The organism is Klebsiella sp. GB_Kp056 (assembly GCF_040064755.1).
Taxonomy (GTDB): domain Bacteria; phylum Pseudomonadota; class Gammaproteobacteria; order Enterobacterales; family Enterobacteriaceae; genus Klebsiella; species Klebsiella quasipneumoniae.
On sequence record NZ_JBEAJA010000050.1, the window covers coordinates 1 to 19,792 of the forward strand.

The 19,792-nt window shown below is 54.4% G+C and carries 15 protein-coding genes, 1 tRNA gene and 1 pseudogene; 13 read left to right on the forward strand and 4 right to left on the reverse strand.

Annotated elements, in window-relative coordinates:
* Positions 1-478: 478 nt before the first annotated feature.
* On the reverse strand, positions 479-1,144 hold the full coding sequence (locus ABLV52_RS12535) for an HAD family hydrolase (RefSeq protein WP_023288539.1): 666 nt from the start codon (positions 1,142-1,144) through the stop codon (positions 479-481).
* A 95-nt stretch (positions 1,145-1,239) separates the two neighbouring features.
* Entirely contained in the window at positions 1,240-2,109 is an 870-nt protein-coding gene (locus tag ABLV52_RS12540; protein WP_348890449.1) for a DMT family transporter, read from the reverse strand.
* Positions 2,110-2,520: 411 nt separating this feature from the next.
* Between ABLV52_RS12540 and ABLV52_RS12545 the strand changes: the two genes are divergently transcribed.
* Positions 2,521-3,087, forward strand: coding sequence for an NlpC/P60 family protein (locus ABLV52_RS12545; protein ID WP_032428599.1), 567 nt, complete (start codon positions 2,521-2,523; stop codon positions 3,085-3,087).
* Positions 3,088-3,131: 44 nt separating this feature from the next.
* Here the strand turns inward: ABLV52_RS12545 and phoE are convergent, their stop codons facing one another.
* Positions 3,132-4,184: a phosphoporin PhoE gene (phoE, locus tag ABLV52_RS12550; protein WP_023288537.1), complete on the reverse strand. Its 1,053-nt coding sequence runs from the start codon at positions 4,182-4,184 to the stop codon at positions 3,132-3,134.
* 289 nt (positions 4,185-4,473) lie between these two features.
* On the opposite strand from phoE, the gene proB reads away from it, so the two are divergent.
* The 7 genes and pseudogenes from proB to ABLV52_RS12585 all read left to right on the forward strand — a co-directional run bounded on the left by proB (position 4,474) and on the right by ABLV52_RS12585 (position 10,804).
* The gene (gene proB / locus ABLV52_RS12555; protein WP_008805306.1) at positions 4,474-5,577 is read left to right on the forward strand and encodes a glutamate 5-kinase; all 1,104 of its coding nucleotides are present in this window, start codon (positions 4,474-4,476) and stop codon (positions 5,575-5,577) included.
* A gap of 10 nt (positions 5,578-5,587) precedes the next feature.
* A complete protein-coding gene (gene proA, locus ABLV52_RS12560; RefSeq protein WP_348890450.1) occupies positions 5,588-6,841 on the forward strand; it encodes a glutamate-5-semialdehyde dehydrogenase in 1,254 nt (417 codons plus the stop codon).
* 113 nt (positions 6,842-6,954) lie between these two features.
* A tRNA-Thr gene (locus ABLV52_RS12565) sits at positions 6,955-7,030 on the forward strand.
* A 166-nt stretch (positions 7,031-7,196) separates the two neighbouring features.
* Positions 7,197-7,459 (forward strand): annotated as a pseudogene (locus ABLV52_RS12570) (Arm DNA-binding domain-containing protein); the annotation flags it as partial.
* A gap of 501 nt (positions 7,460-7,960) precedes the next feature.
* A complete protein-coding gene (locus ABLV52_RS12575; protein ID WP_348890451.1) occupies positions 7,961-9,049 on the forward strand; it encodes a hypothetical protein in 1,089 nt (362 codons plus the stop codon).
* Positions 9,033-9,599, forward strand: a complete 567-nt coding sequence (locus ABLV52_RS12580) for a hypothetical protein (RefSeq protein ID WP_348890452.1) — start codon at positions 9,033-9,035, stop codon at positions 9,597-9,599. Before ABLV52_RS12575 ends, ABLV52_RS12580 begins: the two co-directional genes overlap by 17 nt.
* A 431-nt stretch (positions 9,600-10,030) precedes the next feature.
* Positions 10,031-10,804, forward strand: coding sequence for a hypothetical protein (locus tag ABLV52_RS12585; protein WP_348890453.1), 774 nt, complete (start codon positions 10,031-10,033; stop codon positions 10,802-10,804).
* Positions 10,805-11,275: 471 nt separating this feature from the next.
* Here ABLV52_RS12585 and ABLV52_RS12590 read toward each other — a convergent pair whose 3' ends face one another.
* On the reverse strand, positions 11,276-14,041 hold the full coding sequence (locus tag ABLV52_RS12590) for a LuxR C-terminal-related transcriptional regulator (RefSeq protein ID WP_348890454.1): 2,766 nt from the start codon (positions 14,039-14,041) through the stop codon (positions 11,276-11,278).
* A 254-nt stretch (positions 14,042-14,295) separates the two neighbouring features.
* On the opposite strand from ABLV52_RS12590, the gene ABLV52_RS12595 reads away from it, so the two are divergent.
* The 5 genes from ABLV52_RS12595 to ABLV52_RS12615 all read left to right on the forward strand — a co-directional run bounded on the left by ABLV52_RS12595 (position 14,296) and on the right by ABLV52_RS12615 (position 19,641).
* A complete protein-coding gene (locus tag ABLV52_RS12595; RefSeq protein WP_002889884.1) occupies positions 14,296-15,255 on the forward strand; it encodes a thiamine pyrophosphate-dependent dehydrogenase E1 component subunit alpha in 960 nt (319 codons plus the stop codon).
* 11 nt (positions 15,256-15,266) lie between these two features.
* A complete protein-coding gene (locus ABLV52_RS12600) occupies positions 15,267-16,286 on the forward strand; it encodes an alpha-ketoacid dehydrogenase subunit beta (protein WP_048334116.1) in 1,020 nt (339 codons plus the stop codon).
* A gap of 3 nt (positions 16,287-16,289) precedes the next feature.
* Entirely contained in the window at positions 16,290-17,825 is a 1,536-nt protein-coding gene (locus ABLV52_RS12605; protein WP_348890455.1) for a 2-oxo acid dehydrogenase subunit E2, read from the forward strand.
* Positions 17,815-19,212, forward strand: a complete 1,398-nt coding sequence (gene lpdA / locus ABLV52_RS12610; protein ID WP_348890456.1) for a dihydrolipoyl dehydrogenase — start codon at positions 17,815-17,817, stop codon at positions 19,210-19,212. Before ABLV52_RS12605 ends, lpdA begins: the two co-directional genes overlap by 11 nt.
* A 177-nt stretch (positions 19,213-19,389) precedes the next feature.
* Positions 19,390-19,641 (forward strand): zinc ribbon domain-containing protein, encoded by a 252-nt coding sequence (locus ABLV52_RS12615; protein WP_023288528.1) that lies wholly within the window; start codon positions 19,390-19,392, stop codon positions 19,639-19,641.
* Positions 19,642-19,792 lie beyond the last annotated feature (151 nt).

A 19,792-nucleotide genomic window follows, 5' to 3' on the forward strand; every position in this document is an offset into this window, starting at 1 on the left:
CTGCGCCTTACCCGGCCTACAAGTTCCTCTCACAGGCTCACACCCCGTAGGCCCGTGCAAGCGCAGCGCCGCCGGGCAATGACCGCCGGCACGAAGCCGCCTTTATGCCGGATGGCGGCTCACGCCTTATCCGGCCTACAACGACTGAACCCGCAGAAACATTTATCCGCTCCGCTATTCCAGCCGCCAGCTCAGTCTGTAGGCCCGCGCAAGCGCAGCGCCGCCGGGCAACGACCGCCGGCACGAAGCCGCCTTTATGCCGGATAGCGGCTCACGCCTTATCCGGCCTACAACGACTGAACCCGCAGAAACATTTATCCGCTCCGCTATTCCAGCCGCCAGCTCAGTCTGTAGGCCCGCGCAAGCGCAGCGCCGCCGGGCAACGACCGCCAGTACGAAGCCCCCTTTATGCCGGATAGCGGCTCACGCCTTGCCCAGCCGACAACGACTGAACCCGCAGAAGCATTTATCCGGTCTGCTATTCCAGCCGCCAGCTCAGCACCGGCCAGCCATATCCGGCACCGGCCGCCTGCAGCTGCGGACAGGGATTGACCAGCCGCACGCGATCCGCATGCAGGCACAGCGGCAGATCGTTAATGGAATCGGTGTAAAAAGTCACCTCGCCGTCATACTGCGGATGCGCCTCGCGCCACTGCGCCAGACGCGCCACCTTTCCCTGCTGATAGCTGGGGATCCCGGCAATCTCCCCGCTGTAGCCGCCGTCGACCATCGCCACGTCAATGCCCAGCGCCTGCTCAATCTCCAGCGCGGCGGCCACCGCCTGCACCAGCAGACTAACCGAGGCGGAGATAATCAGCATCTGCTCCCCCTCGGCCCGCAGACGACGAATGAGTTCCCACGCCTGGGGATAGACCCGGGGCAGGATCGCCTCGCGCACGCAGCGGGCCACCAGCGCGTCTACGTCCGATTTCGGTATTCCGGCCAGCGGCGCCTGGATCAGGGCCACATAATCGGCGATATTCATCTCTCCCCGGTCATAATCCGCCATCAGCCGCGCCTCGCGGGCAAGATACCCCTTCTGCGTCGCGAGCCCTTCGCGAACCATAAACTGGCTCCAGATCGTACTGCTATCGCCCTGTATCAGGGTGTTATCGAGATCGAAAATCGTCAGCGTGTTGCCCATGGTACCTTCCCTTACTGGTCAAAATAAGCTGCCGGGAGCATGCGTAAAAAAGATGACAGGAAAATGAACCGGACGCCACCGCGCCCGGCTCGCCGTCAGCCGGCGCGGACCTTGCCGGTGCGGAACACCAGCACAATCCCGCCGACGATCGCCACCATACCGACCATCGCCGCCGCCGGCAGACGATTGCCCAGCAGCAGATAATCCAGCAGCGCCGTGATCGCTGGCACCAGATAAAAGAGGCTGGTGACATTGACGATATTCCCCGCGCTCAGCAGACGGTACAGCAGCAGTTGGGCGACCACCGAAATCAGCAGCCCGAGAAACAGCACCGGAATAATCAACCCGGCGTTAACGGTAAACCGGAAGCCGCTGACCGGGGCGATCAACAGGCACAGCCCCAGACTAACGGCATACTGCAGCGGCAGGACATCCGCCGGCGACTGGCGGCTGCGCTTTTGCCACAGCGCGCCAAAGGTCATCAGCAGCAGAGCCGCCAGCGCAAACAGGATCCCTGTCATCGCCATCGGCGACGCCGCCAGGCTGCGCCACACCAGCAGCACCAGCCCCGCCAGGGCAATCAGCAGCCCCAGCAGCCGCCGCCCCTGCAGGCGGCGCTCCACCACGCAAAGCGTAAGGATGGGCTGGATCCCCATGATGGTGGCGATAAGCCCCGGCGTCACGCCGTTGACCATCGCCTCGAAGTAACAGACCGAATAGCCGCCAATCAGCATCAGGCCGGTGGCCGCTGTCTGCAGGCGAGTGCCCGGCGCGGGCAGCCAGCGTCGACGGGCGATGGCCAGCGGCGCCAGCGCTGCCAGGGCAACCAGAAAACGAAAGACCAGCAGCGCCATCGGCGAGGCGTTGTCCAGTCCCCAGCGGGTGAAAATGGCCGCGCTGCCCCACAGCAGCACAAAGGTGGCCGTTGTCGCCTGCGAGGCGAGCAGAGAATAGCGAACGTGCATAGCATGCTCCCGAACGTCAAACACAAGGTATCAAGCGTCATACCGGCAGGTAAGCGCCTGGAAAGACGGCGTTAAGCGCCGAAAACAACCCGGTCTGGAGGGGGAGGCGGTGGGCAGAGCGTGGCGAAGCAATAATGAGGCGCAGACGTCATCCACCCCGCGTCGAAAGCGGCGTCGGGTAAAGTCTCGGCGGCGATGGCGTTATGCGTCATGGAATGCCTCGTGAGATGTTGATGACAGAATCCTGGCACAGGCTGTTGCGAAGTGACAACTGCCCTTTATGGCTGATCCATTCCATCGTTGTTTATTTTTAATCGTAAATAAACGTAAAGGCGGCATCAGCTTATTTAGCCGTTCTTTTTAATCGGCTATAAAACAAAGCAGTCTGCTTGCTACTTCGAAAATAACGATATGAAGCCAAAACTGAAGCATGCTCTCTTGTTAATTCCTTTTTTGTTGTTGGCAGGATGCTCCTCCTCACCGAAACAGGCAAAACACACAAAATCTCATGCGGATATGACCATTGATAGCGGATCGGACGATCTGATCCCGGTGGTGGCGGCCCTGCATGATCAGATGCACACCTGGCAGGGAACCCCCTATGAATGGGGCGGGACTGAACAAAGCGGCGTCGACTGCTCGGGTTTCGTCTGGCGCACGCTGAAGGATCGCTTTAACCTGCCGATGGAGCGGATCACCACCCGCGAGCTGTTGCACATGGGCGTGCGGGTCAATAAGCGCGATTTACGTCCCGGCGATCTGGTTTTCTTCCGCACCCGGGCCGGCATGCACGTTGGCTTTTACGATACCGATCATAATTTCCTTCACGCTTCGAGCAGCCAGGGCGTGATGCGCTCTTCGCTGGACAACCCTTACTGGGAGTCGGCGTTCTATCAGGCGCGCCGTCTGCCGAAGGAGTATAACGCGCAGATCACCATGAACAGCGACACCCTGCATCTGGCGAAGAACCGCCGCTAAAAAAAAGCCGCAGCCAGGGCTGCGGCGGATAGTTCTGAAGTAGATCAGAACTGGTAGGTCATGCCCAGCGCGACGATGTCGTCATCGTTGATGCCGAGTTTGTTATCGCTTTTCAGCTGGTTGATTTTGTAATCCACGAAGGCGTTCATGTTTTTGTTGAAGTAGTAGGTCAGGCCCACGTCAATGTAGTTAACCAGATCTTCACTCCCCACCCCTTCGATATCCTTCCCTTTCGACAGCACATAGCCGAGGGACGGACGCAGACCGAAGTCGAACTGATACTGCGCCACCGCTTCAAAGTTCTGCGCTTTGTTGGCAAAGCCGCCGCTGATCGGGGTCATCTTACGGGTTTCAGAGTACATGGTCGCCAGATAGATGTTGTTGGCGTCATATTTCAGGCCGGTCGCCCAGGCTTCCGCTTTCGAACCCTGACCGCGAGCCAGCAGGTTCTGATCGTTGGTACGGTCGGAGCTGGTGTAGGCCGCGCTGACGGCGAAGTCGCTGCCGCCGAAGTCATAGCTTAACGAGGTCCCAACGCCGTCGCCGTTCTGTTTCTTCGCTTCACGACCTTCGTTTTTACCCTGGTACTGCAGGGTCATATCCAGGCCATCCACCAGACCGAAGAAGTCGGTGTTACGGTAGGTCGCCAGACCGCTGGCGCGCTTGGTCATAAAGTTATCGGTCTGAGCAGAGGAATCGCCGCCGAATTCCGGGAACATATCGGTCCAGGCTTCCACGTCGTACAGGGCGCCAAGGTTACGACCGTAGTCGAAGGAGCCGTAGTTCTTCAGCTTCAGCCCGGCAAACGCCAGACGAGTCTTCTGGCTGGAGTCGCTCTCGGTTTTGTTACCGGAGAATTCAGATTCCCAACGGCCATAGCCGGTCAGGTCTTCGTTAATCTGCGTTTCGCCTTTAATACCGAAACGCACGTAGGTCTGATCGCCATCCTTGCTGTCATAGTCGCTGAAGTAATGCATGGCTTTGATCTTGCCGTACACATCCAGCTTGTTCGCGTTCTTATTATAAACTTCCGCTGCCTGCGTCGCCGTTGAAGCCACAAAGCCCATCATCATTAATGCCAGAGTACTCTTTTTCATTATTCAGTCCTGGTGATTTATTTATACGCGCTATTCAATTGCGGGCGCTCGCCCATCAAAAACAGGAGGTTTTTTAACGCCGGGAGATTAAATATTTATGACAAGGTGGAACTTTTTATAAAAAAGCGTATTTAAATGTATCTGACATATTTTTGTCATACTCCCTCTCCAGAATGCCCGATCCCGCGCAATAAAATGGCGCGCCCGCCGCCCCGGGTGTTGGCAAGCGGGCCGACTCCTGCTACAACATCAGCTCGATATCGATATTCCTTTTGAACGGCAGAGAATCATGAGTGAAAGCCAGACGCTGGTGGTAAAACTGGGCACCAGTGTTTTAACAGGCGGGTCCCGTCGCCTGAACCGCGCCCATATCGTCGAGCTCGTGCGCCAGTGCGCACAGCTGCACGCCATGGGACACCGTATTGTCATCGTGACCTCCGGGGCCATTGCCGCCGGGCGCGAGCACCTTGGTTACCCGGAACTGCCCGCCACCATCGCCTCCAAGCAGCTGCTGGCGGCGGTGGGACAAAGCCGTCTGATCCAGCTGTGGGAACAGCTGTTTTCTATCTATGGCATTCACGTTGGCCAGATGCTGCTGACCCGCGCCGACATGGAAGACAGAGAACGGTTCCTCAACGCCCGCGACACCCTGCGCGCCCTGCTGGATAACAGCATCGTCCCGGTCATTAACGAAAATGACGCCGTCGCCACCGCGGAAATCAAAGTGGGCGATAACGACAATCTCTCCGCGCTGGCCGCGATCCTCGCCGGGGCGGATAAGCTGCTGCTGTTAACCGACCAGCCTGGCCTGTTCACCGCCGACCCGCGCAGCAACCCGCAGGCGGAGCTGATTAAAGACGTCTACGGCATCGACGACGCGCTGCGCGCCATCGCCGGCGACAGCGTCTCCGGACTCGGCACCGGCGGCATGGGCACCAAGCTGCAGGCCGCGGACGTCGCCTGCCGCGCGGGGATTGATACCATCATCGCCGCCGGCAACCGTCCGGACGTCATCGGCCACGCGATGGAAGGCCTGCCGGTGGGCACCTGCTTCCACGCGCAGGAGTCTCCGCTGGAGAACCGTAAGCGCTGGATCTTCGGCGCGCCGCCGGCCGGTGAACTGACCGTCGATGCGGGCGCGACCCAGGCGATCCTCGAAAGAGGCAGTTCGCTGTTGCCAAAAGGCATCAAAATCGTCAGCGGCAACTTCTCCCGCGGCGAAGTGATCCGCATCCGCAATAGCGAAGGGCGCGATATCGCTCACGGCGTTAGCCGCTACAACAGCGATGCGCTGCGCCTTATCGCCGGCCAGCACTCGCAGCAAATCGATGCCATTCTGGGCTATGAATACGGCCCGGTGGCCGTCCACCGCGATGATATGATCATCCGTTAAGGAGCTGAAAATGCTGGAACAAATGGGCATTGCCGCCAAAGCGGCCTCCTGGCAGCTGGCGTTACTCTCCAGCCGGGAAAAGAACCAGGTACTGGAAAAGATCGCCGATTATCTGGAAGCGCAGACCGACGATATTCTGCGCGCCAACGCGGAAGATTTAGCCGAAGCTCGCGCCAATGGCCTGAGTGAAGCGATGCTTGATCGCCTCGCGCTGACCCCGGCGCGTCTGAGCGGCATCGCCAACGATGTGCGCCAGGTGTGCAATCTGGCCGACCCGGTCGGCCAGGTGATCGACGGCGGGCTGCTGGACAGCGGTCTGCGTATTGAACGTCGCCGCGTCCCGCTGGGGGTGATTGGCGTGATATATGAAGCGCGTCCCAACGTGACGGTCGACGTCGCCTCCCTGTGCCTGAAAACCGGCAACGCAGCGATCCTGCGCGGCGGGAAAGAGACCTGGCGCACCAACGCCGCCACGGTGAAGGTGATCCAGCAGGCGCTGCAGGAGTGCGGTCTGCCGCCCGCCGCGGTACAGGCTATCGAGAGCCCGGATCGCGCGCTGGTGGGGGAAATGCTGAAGATGGATAAATACATCGATATGCTGATCCCCCGCGGCGGCGCGGGCCTGCACAAGCTGTGCCGCGAGCAGTCAACGATCCCGGTGATCACCGGCGGGATTGGCGTGTGCCATATCTTCGTTGATGAAACCGCCGAGATCACCCCTGCGCTGAAGATCATCGTCAACGCCAAGACCCAGCGGCCGAGCACCTGCAATACCGTGGAAACGCTGCTGGTGCACCGTAACATCGCCGACACCTTCCTGCCGGCGTTAAGCAAGCAGATGGCCGAGAGCGGCGTCACCCTGCACGCCGCCCCTTCCGCCCTCCCCGCGCTGCAGAACGGCCCTGCGAAGGTCGAGCCGGTGAAAGCGGAGCAGTATGACGACGAGTATCTGTCGCTGGATCTGAACGTCAAGGTGGTGGCTGATATGGATGAGGCTATCGCCCATATCCGCGAGCATGGCACCCAGCACTCCGACGCCATCCTGACCCGGACCCTGCGTAACGCCAACCGCTTTATCAATGAAGTGGACTCTTCCGCGGTCTACGTGAACGCCTCCACGCGCTTCACCGACGGCGGCCAGTTCGGCCTCGGCGCGGAGGTGGCGGTCAGCACCCAGAAGCTGCACGCCCGCGGCCCGATGGGGCTGGAAGCGTTAACCACCTATAAGTGGATTGGTTTCGGCGACGATACCATTCGTGCGTAAATGAGAACGGGCGATGCAAAAATAGGCAGTTGATTCCACTGGCTATTGACGCATCGCCCGCTAAGTTCTAACCTTTTGCCTCGTGATTCACGCTCGTGAACACCTCTTGCAGGGCCGATATAGCTCAGTTGGTAGAGCAGCGCATTCGTAATGCGAAGGTCGTAGGTTCGACTCCTATTATCGGCACCATTCTAACGTCTCCCCAAGGCTACTAAAGCTCACTAAACCCACTCATAATCTGCGTTTTACCGCCCCTTTTATTATTTCTACGTCTACTAAAGTTACCTGAAAGCTACATTCGTTTGAGGGGCTTATGGCGGTGTTTGCTGTTCGGCCTAAAGGAGTTTCCCCACAAGTGAAACTTAACGCCCATCAGGTAGACGCCGCCAAGCCTAAAAGAAGTCTTACAAGCTGGCTGATAGTGGTGGTCTGTATCTCTTGCTCAAACCTAATGGCGGCAAATACTGGCGGCTCAAGTATCGTGTAGCCGGCAAAGAGAAGCTGTTAGCGCTTGGCGTGTATCCTGATGCCACATTGGCCGATGCTCGGGCAAAACGTGAAGAAGCCAAAAGGGGTATCGCTGGGGGTATCGATCCTATGGAAGCGAAACGGGAGGAGAATTAAGGGCGCTCTATCTGCTGGACGGTGAAAAACTGTAAACCCCCAGCCCCTCAAACTTGACACTTTTTCGCGAGAAACAGGGAAAAGTATCAACCCAACCTAACGGATCCTGACGCCCGCGAACAGCTTTTGCAGCGGAAGTGTAAAGGGCTTGCGTTGAGATTTGTTGAGCCCGGCGGTTAGCTTTTGTTAGTCCTGATGCGAAGCTGGGCAGGTGTCAGCCTGTTATGGTTTGTTATGTCTTACTGGGGAAAACTAGGGGTAAAGTGTCAACCGCTATCGCTTTAGAAAACTTCAGGTTCATCTCGTTGGATGCATCTGCAAAACTTGTCACTCACCGGCACCGCCAGCGGGGATTTTTGGCTGTAGGCGCTCTAAGTTACAGTTGCTTCCTTAAGTTGCTATCGTTGTAACGTTTATAAGGATTAATAGCACTAGAAAGGTTGTGATTTTCCATGTTTGTAGTAATTTCTTTAGAAAAAAACAAGGATTTTCTCAATGTCTCAAAAAATTACAGCAATCAAAGAGCCGGTGGTTGAGTACAAGGACAAAACTCTTCATTATCGTATTGCAAAAGTCATCGGCGAGAATGTGGATCAAACCTTACAAGAGATGATTGCGGTTGCGCTGAATCGTCTTTCTGCGGTTAAAGACCGTTACCAGACTGTAAGTGTTGACAGCCATGATGGCGAAGATGGTGATATTCAACAGGCAAGGCAATTTTTGAATAATAAAATAGAGAGATGGAGTATATTATTCAATGAATTAGTTCGCTATAGTGATGGCGCAAATAAAAGTATTATAACTATTGATGAAAGCGCTTCTTTCTTATCAATAGACCAAATAGCGCCGCCGGTTTCTGTAGATGGTAAAAGACGTGAATTTCTTGATTCAATAATGCACATGGCATTTCTTAGAAACCATGTGGTGGTAATTCAGTCACCAGTTCTAAGAACTCGAGAGTTGGAAAAATACATTACGTGGTTATTAAAAAAAGCAGGGGTAATTACCCAAGGTTCTGTAATGCTCAATGCTGAGTTACCAAAGCAGCAAAGAGACAAAATAATGAATAATAATACCAAGAGGGTTAGAATCGGTACGCCTTTGGTAGATACGCTTAGTAATATGCCTGTTGAGAACGCCAGAGAAACGATAACATCAGAAGCAATAAAAACAAATCATGTTAAAGTAACTCCGAAGGGGTTGGGGCTGGATATCATTAAAGTTCTTTTTACTGATAGAGAGCGCGAAAACTATGGGCTTACAGATGATGTCTTCTCAGGTGATGCTATTGATAAAGGTAATATTAACGTTTCGGTGGAAATAAGCTATAATTACAAAGCCAAAAAAACCTCCCAAGCAATAATTAATAATATCAGCCAAGCATTAAGGCATAGCCATCCTGATGATGTTGAATTAACACTTGATAAGGTGGGGAAAATCAAAGGTGATAGTTTAGTTATTTCTAAGAAAATTAAACTTAAGTTTATTAATGGAATAGCAGATCCAGAAGAGATGTATATGAAGATTAGAGAATGGTTAGTTGAACAAATCCGGTTAGGCGAATTAGATGCTGAAGCTGAATAATGTTTTCAGGTTTATACTGACCATAATTATCTTTTCAGGCTCATTTTATTATTTTTCTGAGCCTGAAAGGATAAATAACTTAAGTGGTTGGTTACATTTGATTATAGGCGGGGGAGTTTTGACACCTTTGGTTACCTACGCCTGGAGTCTAAAGTCAAAATTTGAAAAGCTTCTTGAAAGTGAAGGGTTGAATTCGGTTCAAACTGACAGGTTAAGTAGAAGTATTTCAGTCTTTATGAGAAAGATTGGATATTGGATGCTATTTTACGTTTTTAGTGCTGGAGTTATTTTTCTACTTCAGGTGTTTAAGGATGATGTTGAATATGCAAGATACTTAGCATCACTGACGATAGCATTGTTATTCATAGCAGTATTATCATTTATTTCCTTACGTGATTTTGATATATCACTTTCTGAATTGAAAACGGCAATAATCATAAGACGAAAGAAAAATGCAGAGAAAGAAGTTTTACTCAAGTTGCTGAATGCTGATGATAAATTCAGTGACAAAGAAAACGAATATTTTAATCGTTATAACAAGGATGAATAGCGTAAGTGACGTTAGTTAGCATTTTGTTTTTATATTAAGTGATATTAGGTTGGACGAGTAACTATGTGTCGTTGTCTTTTATTAGGAATTAAATTTTTCACAAGGCCAAATTAATGACTATTCGATCATTTAAAGCAGAAGTGCTTGAGCTTTCACCGGAAGTTAGAGGTCTACTTGATAATGGAATGGATTTTTTAAAAAAGGCTTAGACCGAATTCACAACGTTTCCAACACATTCTATTGTTAGTTTTTGGACGGCTGTAGAATTGTTACTCAAAGTTCCGCTTGCACATGAACATTGGTCGCTTGTTTGTAGCGGAAAAAAAATCATACGTTCGAAATATCTTACTGGTGATTTCCAGTCAATAAATTTTTCAGAGACATGTGACCGGTTGAGGGATGTTCTCGAGAAACCTCTACATGCTTCCACTGTGTCATCATTTGATATAATTAGGCAGCATAGAAATCGAGTTGTTCATTTTTATCACGATGCATTAAATGACCAAGCCAAGGAGAAGCTACTGATTGCGCAGGCTGATGCTTGGTTCGCCCTGAATCGGTTGATGCGTGAAGATTGGAAATCTCTCTTTGAAGGAGCATTGGGTCATTATCTTGCAAGTCAAGAAACTCAATTACTCATAAATAACAGTTATTATGCAGATATTAAATTTCAGGAGGTTAAGAAAATATTAGAGGAACATGTCAGTAAGGGCGGCCGAGTTATTGAATGTCATTTATGCAAGAAAGTTGCTGCACCTCTTAAAACCACGTTTGAATTTGAAGAGTATTCGTTTAAGTCATCTTCCTGTCTTGTATGTAGTACTACACAGGACAGATTGGTTGAATTTTCATGCCCTGAATGCGATGAAAATCAAATACTGAAGGCTTGGGAAGAATCGGACTTTGAATGTAGTAAGTGCCAACATACCGCATCTCGTTATGAGCTTTTTGATACGAGTAGTTTTTTACCGGATGAATATGGCACTTTATCTGTCTCCGCAGGATGTTCAGAGTGTGAGCAGAACGATACTGTCTGTGAGTTCGGAGAAAAATACCTATGCACTTACTGTTTTGGAATTTTCGAAAATGTTGAGCAGTGTGAATATTGTACTTATCACAGTACTAGTGTTGATGAGTTTAGCGGAATGACTGGCTGTAGTTTCTGCGATGGCCACCGAGAAACCGGGCCTGAAGACGATGACTGATTTTCACAAAGTTATTACTTTGACAATCTACATCTACGGGAGCACTAGCTCGCAAGTGGCCTAACGGCCATTGCTCATCTTTTTCGATTCTTCAACTTTGAAAATTGCTATTGGAATTTAATCTTAGAAGCATGTTTGGGGGTACTTTTGGGGTATCTTAAAAATAAAACACCAATAAGCATTTTAAATTCATGTGGTTGTGGTATGAGTATGTTCCTATTATCGGCACCACCTCAATTAAAACGTTAAAGAAAACACTCCCCTAAAGCCTCTCTGGGATGACTTTCCCTTGGCGTCGCCCCCCTAACCTCAATGTCCTTATCGATGAGCCAGGGCATCAAAACTGCCATCATTGTTCAGAGATAGCTCCCATGTGCTCAGCAGTACCTCAATTATCCATAGCTCATAGCCCCGTTAAGAAAGTGGCTCGTCTTATTAAGATTTCCTATCCAAGCCCCCCTGTTCAAACCGTTAATCCAGTAATTTCATCTCCAGCGCCCGGCTCATCGCTTGAGTGCGGCTATTCACTTTAAGCTTCGCGTAGATGTTTTTGATGTGCCACTTGACCGTCTCGGCAGAAATAGCGAGGGAGCGGGCGATTTCTTTGTTCATCTGACCTTCAGCGATCAGCTGTAATATCTGCAACTCTCGCTCGCTGAGTTCCCCATGAATATCGGGGCTTCCACTATTAAACGGTGTTCTGTCCGCAGGCGCGCGCTTGTCTGCCCAGGGACCTTGCACTCCCCCTTCCTCTGTACAAGCCGAAGAGAAATCATTCATACCGATAAGCAAAGGTTGCAAGGTATCGCCAGCGTCAAGAAAGAGGCCCTTGAGATGCTGTTGTTCAGCCAGCTGCAGCACTGGTTGAAATGTCATGCGCGCAGCGGCAGTTTCGCCGCTGTTCCACAAGGCTAATGACCAGAGCGTACGCAGACGCGCTGCGGTTAACCTGTCCCCCCGGCTTTCCTGATCGGAGACCATCTCAGCCAGTAAAATGCAGGCTTGCGGCGCCTGGCCTCTGGCGAGAAGAAGCCGGCTGCGGCTAAGGGATGCAGACATAACGATGGCGCGTTGGCAGGGATGTTCGGCATCCATTCTGAAGCTGGCGGCCATTTGTTCAAGCTGCCGTTGCAGTTGCTCTGCGCCGGTGAAATTGCCGCGCTGCAGTCGCACCCTCACCTGCTCGGCTAACATCATGGCCTGGAGCCGTTGCCAGCCGCGAGACACCGCAAGGCGCTGCGCATGCTCCAGCAATCGCTCGGCCTCATAGGGCATATCGCTACCTAAGGCTTGACGCGCGAGATAGGTATAGCAACGACTCAGCGCGTCGGGTGGACTGAACCGGTCGATGAATTCGAGCCGGTCGGCTAACAGATGCTCGGGCGAGTCACCCCTCTGACATTCATAGGCTATCTCCGCCAACAGCGGCGCCAGCGTCGCGCCACTGGTCGACTGGGTGCCGGTATAACATTCAGCCTGGCGCAACGTTTTCTCTGCGTACCACTCGGCTTTTCCCAGATCGCCCTGACATAGATGGCACTGGGCAATGATAAACGCGCGATAAACCGAGACAAACAGATTATCTAAAGGACTTTCCGTAGAGGGCATATGCTGCTGAACCTCCAGCGCGTCGTGATAGCGCTGGTTAACAACATGGCAATAGCTGAGAATATTGCATATCAGACCATCAACCCAGGTGTCGCCGCAGGGCACTTCGGCCAGCAACGGCTGAACAATAGCCAGACTCTCCGGGATGTTTTCAGCAAAGGCTTCGCAAATTGCCCGCACAACGCGCAATTTACACCAGGTGCTGCGGGTTAAATCCTCACGATGATGAAGCACCATCTGATCGAGGTTATCAAGCAGCTGCCTCGACTCATCAAAGTGGAAATAATGCGCCAGTGCCCAGGCCAGATTAATTTGCAGGTCAATGCGCGCAGGATCGGTGCTGGGCGGTAAATGATGCATCCATGAGATCAGGGTATCGATATCCCCTTCTTCCGCCAGTGACTGAGCGCTTGCGCCGTCCTGCCCGGGGCTATGCACCGGCTTGCCTGCGCTGAGCGCATGGCGTACCGCCTCAGACCACAGTTTCTGTTCGACGAACCAATGACTGGCTAATTCATGTAGCTGTTTGCGGTTAATAGCGTTGTTCTGCTGCAGCATGGTCCGAAGATTTTCCTGCAACAGAGGATGGTAGCGGAACCAGTAGCCTTGTTCGTCAAGGGCTGACAAAAAAAGGTTGTGTCGCTCAATCCATGCCAGCATTGCTTGACTGTCATCTCGTCCTGTCACTGCATTGCATAGTTCGGCATTTAACCGACTGAGGAAGGACGTTTTCACCAGGAAATCAAGCACCTCTACCGGCAGCGGGTCCAGGACCACCTCTTTAAGATAGCGGGCAATGGACCGTGTTCCTCCATGCATATTGCGCAACAGATGCTCGGGATCATGCTGTAATTCTGCGGACAATGAAGCGATCTTCATCCCTGCGATCCAGCCCTCTGTCGCAGACTGTAGCCGCTGTGCATGGTGGTTGCTGAGGGGTAGCGCAACCGTGCGGCTAAAATAGTGTTTCGTTTCTTCTAGCGTGAATTGCAGGTCTCGATCATAGATCTCCACCAGTTGGTCCTGGGCCTGCAGCTGGCTCAGCGCAAGATTCGGGTGGAAACGGCTGCCAATGATCAGATGCAAGGCGGCAGGCGCATGCTTGAGTAAATACCCCAGCGCTTCATAGACCCCACGATCGTTAATCACGTGGAAGTCGTCGATAATCAGGTATATGTCATGCGGGCAGTAGTGTAGCTGGTTAATGAGCCCGGCCAGCAGCTGCTCGGAGCTGGAGAGCTTCTGTTCTTCCATATCACGCCAGAAATCGGCGTCCCAGTCAGCATAGAGTGGACGCAATGCTTGCAGCAGGTAAGGAATAAACTGCCATACGTCATCATCATCCTCATCGAGGCTCAGCCAGGCGATACGTTCCCCCTGGGCGACCATCTGCTGATGCCATTGCGCCAACAGCGTGGTTTTGCCAAATCCAGCGCCGGCGCAAACGACGCCCAGCCGGCACTGCTGAACGGGATTGAGAAGCTGAAGAAGCCGGGGGCGCTCCAGCAATTGTATCGAGGAGCGAGGCGGGACGAATTTGGTCAGGATTAGCGGCAAGCCTCGCGTCAGCCGCAATGGCCCGGAGACCAGTGATGGTGATTGGCGACTTTCTAAATCCGATGGCTTCATCCGTGGTTATCTACTCGCTTTGTTTTTTTTCAATTGTACGCCAGCCCCCGGGATGACATGGGGCCGCCAAACTTTATAGCTACACAAAATTTAGAAAGTTTGACCTCAAGCATGAAAACCCCCACCTACCCCCCCATGAAGGTGGCTTCGCACTCCCTTTAACCGCTCGTAGATTCATTGCATGGGTGTGGCCAGGGTTATCCGCCCTGTCTGTTGGCCCCGCCTGGGTGACCTTTATTGAGGAGAATTAAATCATGCTCAGCAAACAGGCGTTATTGCAGGCTTACCGCAAGATGCGGGAGATCAGGACCTTTGAAGAGCGGTTGCATCAGGAAAATACCAGCGGTGATATTCCCGGCTTCATTCACCTTTACACCGGTGAGGAGGCCATCGCGGTGGGGGTCTGCGAAAATTTAACGAGCGCAGATTTTATTGGTTCAACACACCGTGGACATGGCCACTGTATTGCTAAAGGGTGCGACATTCACGGCATGATGGCCGAAATATTCGGCAAGGACAGCGGGTTATGTCGCGGTAAGGGTGGGTCGATGCATATTGCCGATCTGTCGAAAGGAATGCTGGGAGCGAACGCTATCGTTGGGGGAGCCCCTCCCCTGGCCATCGGCGCCGCGCTAACGGCAAAGACGCTAAAAACCGGCAACGTCGGTGTCTCTTTTACGGGCGATGGGGGTTCTAATCAGGGCCTGGTCTTTGAAGCCATCAATATGGCCGTCGTGCTCCAGCTTCCGGCCGTCTTTATTTTCGAGAACAACGGTTACGGCGAAGGGACCGGTCATGACTACGCCGTGGGTGGGCGTGATATCGCCCGACGCGCCGCTGGCTTCGGCCTGCCGGCAGTGACCGTTGATGGCACCGATTTCTTTGCCGTTTATGAGGCCACTTCAGAGGCGGTCAAACGTGCGCGAGAAGGCGGTGGCCCAAGCGTCATTGAGGCCAAAGCCTTCCGCTGGCACGGTCATTTTGAGGGGGATCCCGCGCTATACCGCGCGGAAGGTGAAGTGCAACGCCTGCGTGAACAACATGATCCGCTGAAGATTTTCACCGCTAAGGTCAAACAGCATATCACCCAGGAAGAACTGGCGGCGATTGACGAGGAAGTAGAAGCCCTTGTCAACGATGCGGTATTGAAGGCCCGCGCCGCCGCCTATCCGGCTCCGGAAGACCTGCTGACAGACGTTTATGTCTCATACTGAGGGTGATAACTATGGCGATTAAAACCTATCGTGAAGCGGTCAAGGAAGCCCTGGCTCAGGAAATGGAACGCGATGAACGCGTGGTGCTCATCGGTGAAGATTTGCGTGGCGGTCATGGCGGAAATGCGCCCGAAGAGGCGAAGATAGAAGCCTTTGGCGGTGTGCTCGGCGTCACTAAAGGGCTGTGGACGCAGTTCGGCTCCGATCGGGTGATCGACACGCCCATTACCGAGTCGGCCATCATCGGTATGGCGGCGGGCGCCGCAGCGACGGGTCTGCGGCCGGTCGCGGAATTGATGTTCATGGATTTTTTTGGCGTGAGTCACGATGCGCTGTACAACCAGGCGGCCAAGTTCCGCTACATGTTTGGTGGCAAAGCCAGAGCCCCGCTGGTGATGCGAGGGATGATCGGCGCGGGGTTTTCCGCCGCGGCCCAGCATTCACAGTCACCCTATAATATCTTTGCCACCACGCCAGGGCTGAAGGTGGTGGTGCCCTCGACGCCTTATGACGTCAAAGGTCTGTTAATCCAGTCAATTCGCGACGACGACCCGGTGGTTTTCTGCGAGCATAAAATGCTGTACGACCTCAAGGGCGAGGTACCGGACGAGAGCTATACCCTCCCGCTAGGTGTAGCCAACTATACCCGCGAAGGAGATGACGTCACCATCATTGCGTTGTCGGCAATGGTGCATAAAGCCAATCAGGTGGCGGACAAACTGGCCAGAGAGGGGATCTCGGTCGAGGTGGTCGACCCGCGGACCATTTCGCCGCTGGATGAGGAAGGGATTCTGGAATCGGTGGCGTCCACGGGGCGGGTAGTGATTGTCGACGAATCCGCGGCACGCTTCGGTTTTGCGCATGATGTCGCGGCGCTGATTGCGTCCCAGGCATTCCATTTCCTCAAAGCGCCCGTTCTGCTGGTGACGCCGCCACACACCCCGGTCCCGTTCTCCCCTGCTCTCGAAAAACTCTGGATCCCTGGCGTAGAACGTATCGAAGCCGCCGTCCGTCAAGTGCTGGAGGATTAACCTATGAGCGAAATCAAGACGCTTGAAATGCCAAAGTGGGGGCTTTCCATGGAAGAAGGCTTGCTCGCTCGGTGGGCAATCCAGGAGGGTGACAGCTTCACCCCAGGGCAGGAAATCTGTGAGATTGAAACCAGTAAAATCGTCAATGTGCTGGAGGCCCCCTTTGCCGGTACGTTACGTCGGATACTCGCCCGAGAGGGTGAGACGCTTCAGGTAGGCGCCGTGCTGGCCCTGGCGGCTGACGCTTCGGTCAGCGATGCTGACCTGGACGAATTCGCTGCCACTCTGGCTACGGCGAAACCCGCAGCCCCTGGCACGGAGGCTGCCGCACCGGACGTAGCGGCACAGGCAGGCGCTAAGCCACCTTCCGTTGTTTCGCCGCCATCCAACAGCCCCGAGCCCCCCGTTGGGCAGACCGACATCCCCGTCAGTCTGCAAGGCGTGACCGATGTGACTCAGGTTAATGCCACGCCCCATGCGTTACGACTCTCTGCCCGCTGGGGTGTCGACCTGAAAAAAGTCCGCGGCAGCGGGCGCGGGGATCGTATCTCTGTTTCTGATCTGGAAAGCGCGATCCTTGCCGCCGGCGGTCGCCTGGCCTCCCCGACGCCCCCCGTTCGTCGCAGCAAAGCGCCCCGCTCGCATGCCGATGACAGCCAGGTATCGGCCACCCCGCTGGCGCGCCGTCTGGCCGGCAAGCTGGGTATCAACTTGCATGACTGCCGAAGCAGCGGTTCACGCGGCCGGGTGAGTCGCGATGATGTGCTGGCCGCGGCGTTGTTACTCGACGAGCACCCGCAGACCAGCCCGGTACAGGAGAGTACCCCGGTACCCTATGAAAGCATCCCCATGTCCGGTATGCGGCGGGCTATCGCCTCTCGCCTGCAAACGTCCAAGCAACAGTCTCCCCATTTCCGTTTGAGCGTCGATCTCGATCTGGAACGACTGTTAGCGCTACGTCAGGAAATTAACCGCGAAGTACCCGGCGTCAAGATTTCGGTTAATGACCTGCTGGTGAAGGCCTGCGCCCTGGCGCTGGTGGCCGTGCCTGACGTCAACATTCAGTTTGATGAAGCGACACAAAGTATCCGCCGCTTTGCGGATGCCGACATTTCGGTGGCCGTTGCGCTGCCTGCCGGGCTAATTACCCCTATTGTCCGCTCGGCGAACCGGAAATCGATTAGCGACATATCGAACGAAATTCACTCGCTGGTGACCAGGGCCAAAGCGGGCACGCTGAAGCCGGAAGAGTTCCAGGGGGGGACCTTTAGCGTGTCAAATCTGGGGATGCTCGGCGTCCGGCAGTTTGACGCCATCATCAATCCACCGCAAAGCGCAATCCTCGCCATTGGCGCCGGCGAAATGCGGGCGGTAGTACGCGACGGGCAAATCGTCGCGCGCCAGCAAATGACGGTATCGCTATCCTGCGATCACCGGGTTATCGATGGCGCGGCAGGTGCGGCTTTTCTCCGGGAACTCAGGCGACTGACGGAAACCCCAACCTTGTTGTTTATCCAGGAGACGAGCTATGCACGATAAATACGATGTGCTAATCATCGGCGGTGGTCCTGGGGGATATGTGGCCGCCATCCGTGCCGGCCAGCTAGGGCTTCGTACCGCATTAGTGGAAAAACAACATCTGGGCGGCATCTGCCTGAACTGGGGATGCATTCCAACCAAGGCGCTGTTGCATGGCGCTGAGGTCGCGCACAGTATCACCCATGCCAGTCAGCTGGGCATCAGCGTGGGTGAGGTGAACATCGATCTGCAGAAACTGGTGCAGTTTAGCCGTACCGTATCGCAACAGCTCACCGGCGGGGTGGCGTACCTGTTGAAGAAAAATGGCGTGCAGGTCATTGATGGCACCGCGCGGCTGCGCGGCAAGGGGCAAATAACGGTCGAGGATGCCCGGGGGGAGACGCGCGATTACCGGGCCGATCACGTGATCCTGGCCACGGGCGCCCGACCACGCGCATTACCAGGCATCGCGCCAGATGGCGAATATATCTGGACCTATTTCGAAGCGCTGCGGCCTAAGCTATTGCCCAGGTCGCTATTAATCATCGGTTCAGGGGCGATTGGCGTCGAGTTCGCCAGCCTTTATAACGATCTGGGCTGTAAAGTGACGCTGGTCGAGCTGGCGTCGCAGATTTTGCCAGTGGAAGATGCCGAGGTGTCTGCAGCAGTGCGTAAGTCATTCGAAAAACGCGGTATTCAGATCCATACCCAGACCCTGGTGACGCAAGTACAGCTCACCGGGACCGGGGTGCGCTGCACCATGAAAAACACCGGCGCCGAATATTCTCAGGACGTCGAACGTGTGCTGCTGGCGGTCGGCGTACAGCCGAATATTGAAGATCTGGGGCTGGAAACGCTGGGCGTCGAGTTAGACCGCGGTTTTATCAAGACGGACACCGCTTGTCGTACTAACGTATTCGGGCTGTATGCCATCGGCGATGTAGCCGGCCCGCCGTGCCTGGCGCACAAGGCCAGCCACGAAGGCGTGCTCTGCGTTGAGACACTGGCTGGTGTCGAAGGCGCCCACCCGCTTGATCGCGACTATGTGCCCGGTTGCACGTATGCCCGGCCCCAGGTTGCCAGTCTGGGCCTGACGGAATCGACGGCCCTGGCCAGGGGACGGCCCGTCAGGATCGGTAAGTTCTCCTGGCAGAATAATGGTAAGGCGCTGGCCAGCGGCGAGACAGAGGGTTTTGTGAAGACGATTTTCGATGCTGAAACCGGCGAGTTGCTGGGCGCGCATATGGTTGGCGCACAGGTCACGGAACTGATCCAGGGGTTTGGCATCGCCCGTCACCTGGAGGCCACAGATGAAAGTCTCCTGTCGATGATCTTCGCGCATCCAACACTTTCCGAAGCGATGCATGAATCCATCCTCGCGGCCTGCGATCAACCATTGCATCAATAAGAAATAAGGGAGGCGATAGCTGCGCGATACGGAGTACGTTGCCCGTTATCCCTCCCGCACGCCCCGGCAGAAGATCCACCAGAACGGTTACGGCAGGATCTATTGATCTGAAACGCTAAACGCCAGGCGTAAATTCTGTATGTTTAGTAGACAACTCAACGACAGGAGGAGCGCTCTATGACACAGCACGAACGGTTTTGCCAGGCCTGCGGAATGCCGATGTCCGCACCCGATGCGCAAGGGGCCAGCGATAAATATTGCGCGTATTGCAGCGACAGCGACGGTAATCTGAAATCCTGGGAAGAGGCCGTATCCGGTCTGGCGGCTTTTCTCGACTCCTGGCAAAAGGTGGGCGTAGCGGAATCACGGAAACGGGCAAAACGTTACCTGACGGCGATGCCTGCCTGGGCGCACAAAGCGGACGAGTAATTTGCCCGGGCGGCGGGAAAAAATCATTCCGGGGGACAGACCGCCATGCCGACAACGATGCTATAACGTTTTTGTACGCCATCCGGACGGGAATAAATGCGCGTTTGTGGATGACGACCTGCAGGCAGGAGCATGCATGGATGGGTTCTTC

What these genes read in the sequence shown, in the direction of transcription:
- ABLV52_RS12605 (WP_348890455.1), top strand. Translation starts at nt 16,290, where the DNA reads ATGAGCGAAATCAAGACGCTTGAAATGCCAAAGTGGGGGCTTTCCATG.
- ABLV52_RS12545 (WP_032428599.1), top strand. Translation starts at nt 2,521, where the DNA reads ATGAAGCCAAAACTGAAGCATGCTCTCTTGTTAATTCCTTTTTTGTTG.
- ABLV52_RS12600 (WP_048334116.1), top strand. Translation starts at nt 15,267, where the DNA reads ATGGCGATTAAAACCTATCGTGAAGCGGTCAAGGAAGCCCTGGCTCAG.
- ABLV52_RS12595 (WP_002889884.1), top strand. Translation starts at nt 14,296, where the DNA reads ATGCTCAGCAAACAGGCGTTATTGCAGGCTTACCGCAAGATGCGGGAG.
- phoE (WP_023288537.1), bottom strand. Translation starts at nt 4,184, where the DNA reads ATGAAAAAGAGTACTCTGGCATTAATGATGATGGGCTTTGTGGCTTCA.
- proB (WP_008805306.1), top strand. Translation starts at nt 4,474, where the DNA reads ATGAGTGAAAGCCAGACGCTGGTGGTAAAACTGGGCACCAGTGTTTTA.
- ABLV52_RS12590 (WP_348890454.1), bottom strand. Translation starts at nt 14,041, where the DNA reads ATGAAGCCATCGGATTTAGAAAGTCGCCAATCACCATCACTGGTCTCC.
- lpdA (WP_348890456.1), top strand. Translation starts at nt 17,815, where the DNA reads ATGCACGATAAATACGATGTGCTAATCATCGGCGGTGGTCCTGGGGGA.
- ABLV52_RS12540 (WP_348890449.1), bottom strand. Translation starts at nt 2,109, where the DNA reads ATGCACGTTCGCTATTCTCTGCTCGCCTCGCAGGCGACAACGGCCACC.
- ABLV52_RS12535 (WP_023288539.1), bottom strand. Translation starts at nt 1,144, where the DNA reads ATGGGCAACACGCTGACGATTTTCGATCTCGATAACACCCTGATACAG.
- ABLV52_RS12615 (WP_023288528.1), top strand. Translation starts at nt 19,390, where the DNA reads ATGACACAGCACGAACGGTTTTGCCAGGCCTGCGGAATGCCGATGTCC.
- ABLV52_RS12575 (WP_348890451.1), top strand. Translation starts at nt 7,961, where the DNA reads ATGTCTCAAAAAATTACAGCAATCAAAGAGCCGGTGGTTGAGTACAAG.
- proA (WP_348890450.1), top strand. Translation starts at nt 5,588, where the DNA reads ATGCTGGAACAAATGGGCATTGCCGCCAAAGCGGCCTCCTGGCAGCTG.
- ABLV52_RS12580 (WP_348890452.1), top strand. Translation starts at nt 9,033, where the DNA reads ATGCTGAAGCTGAATAATGTTTTCAGGTTTATACTGACCATAATTATC.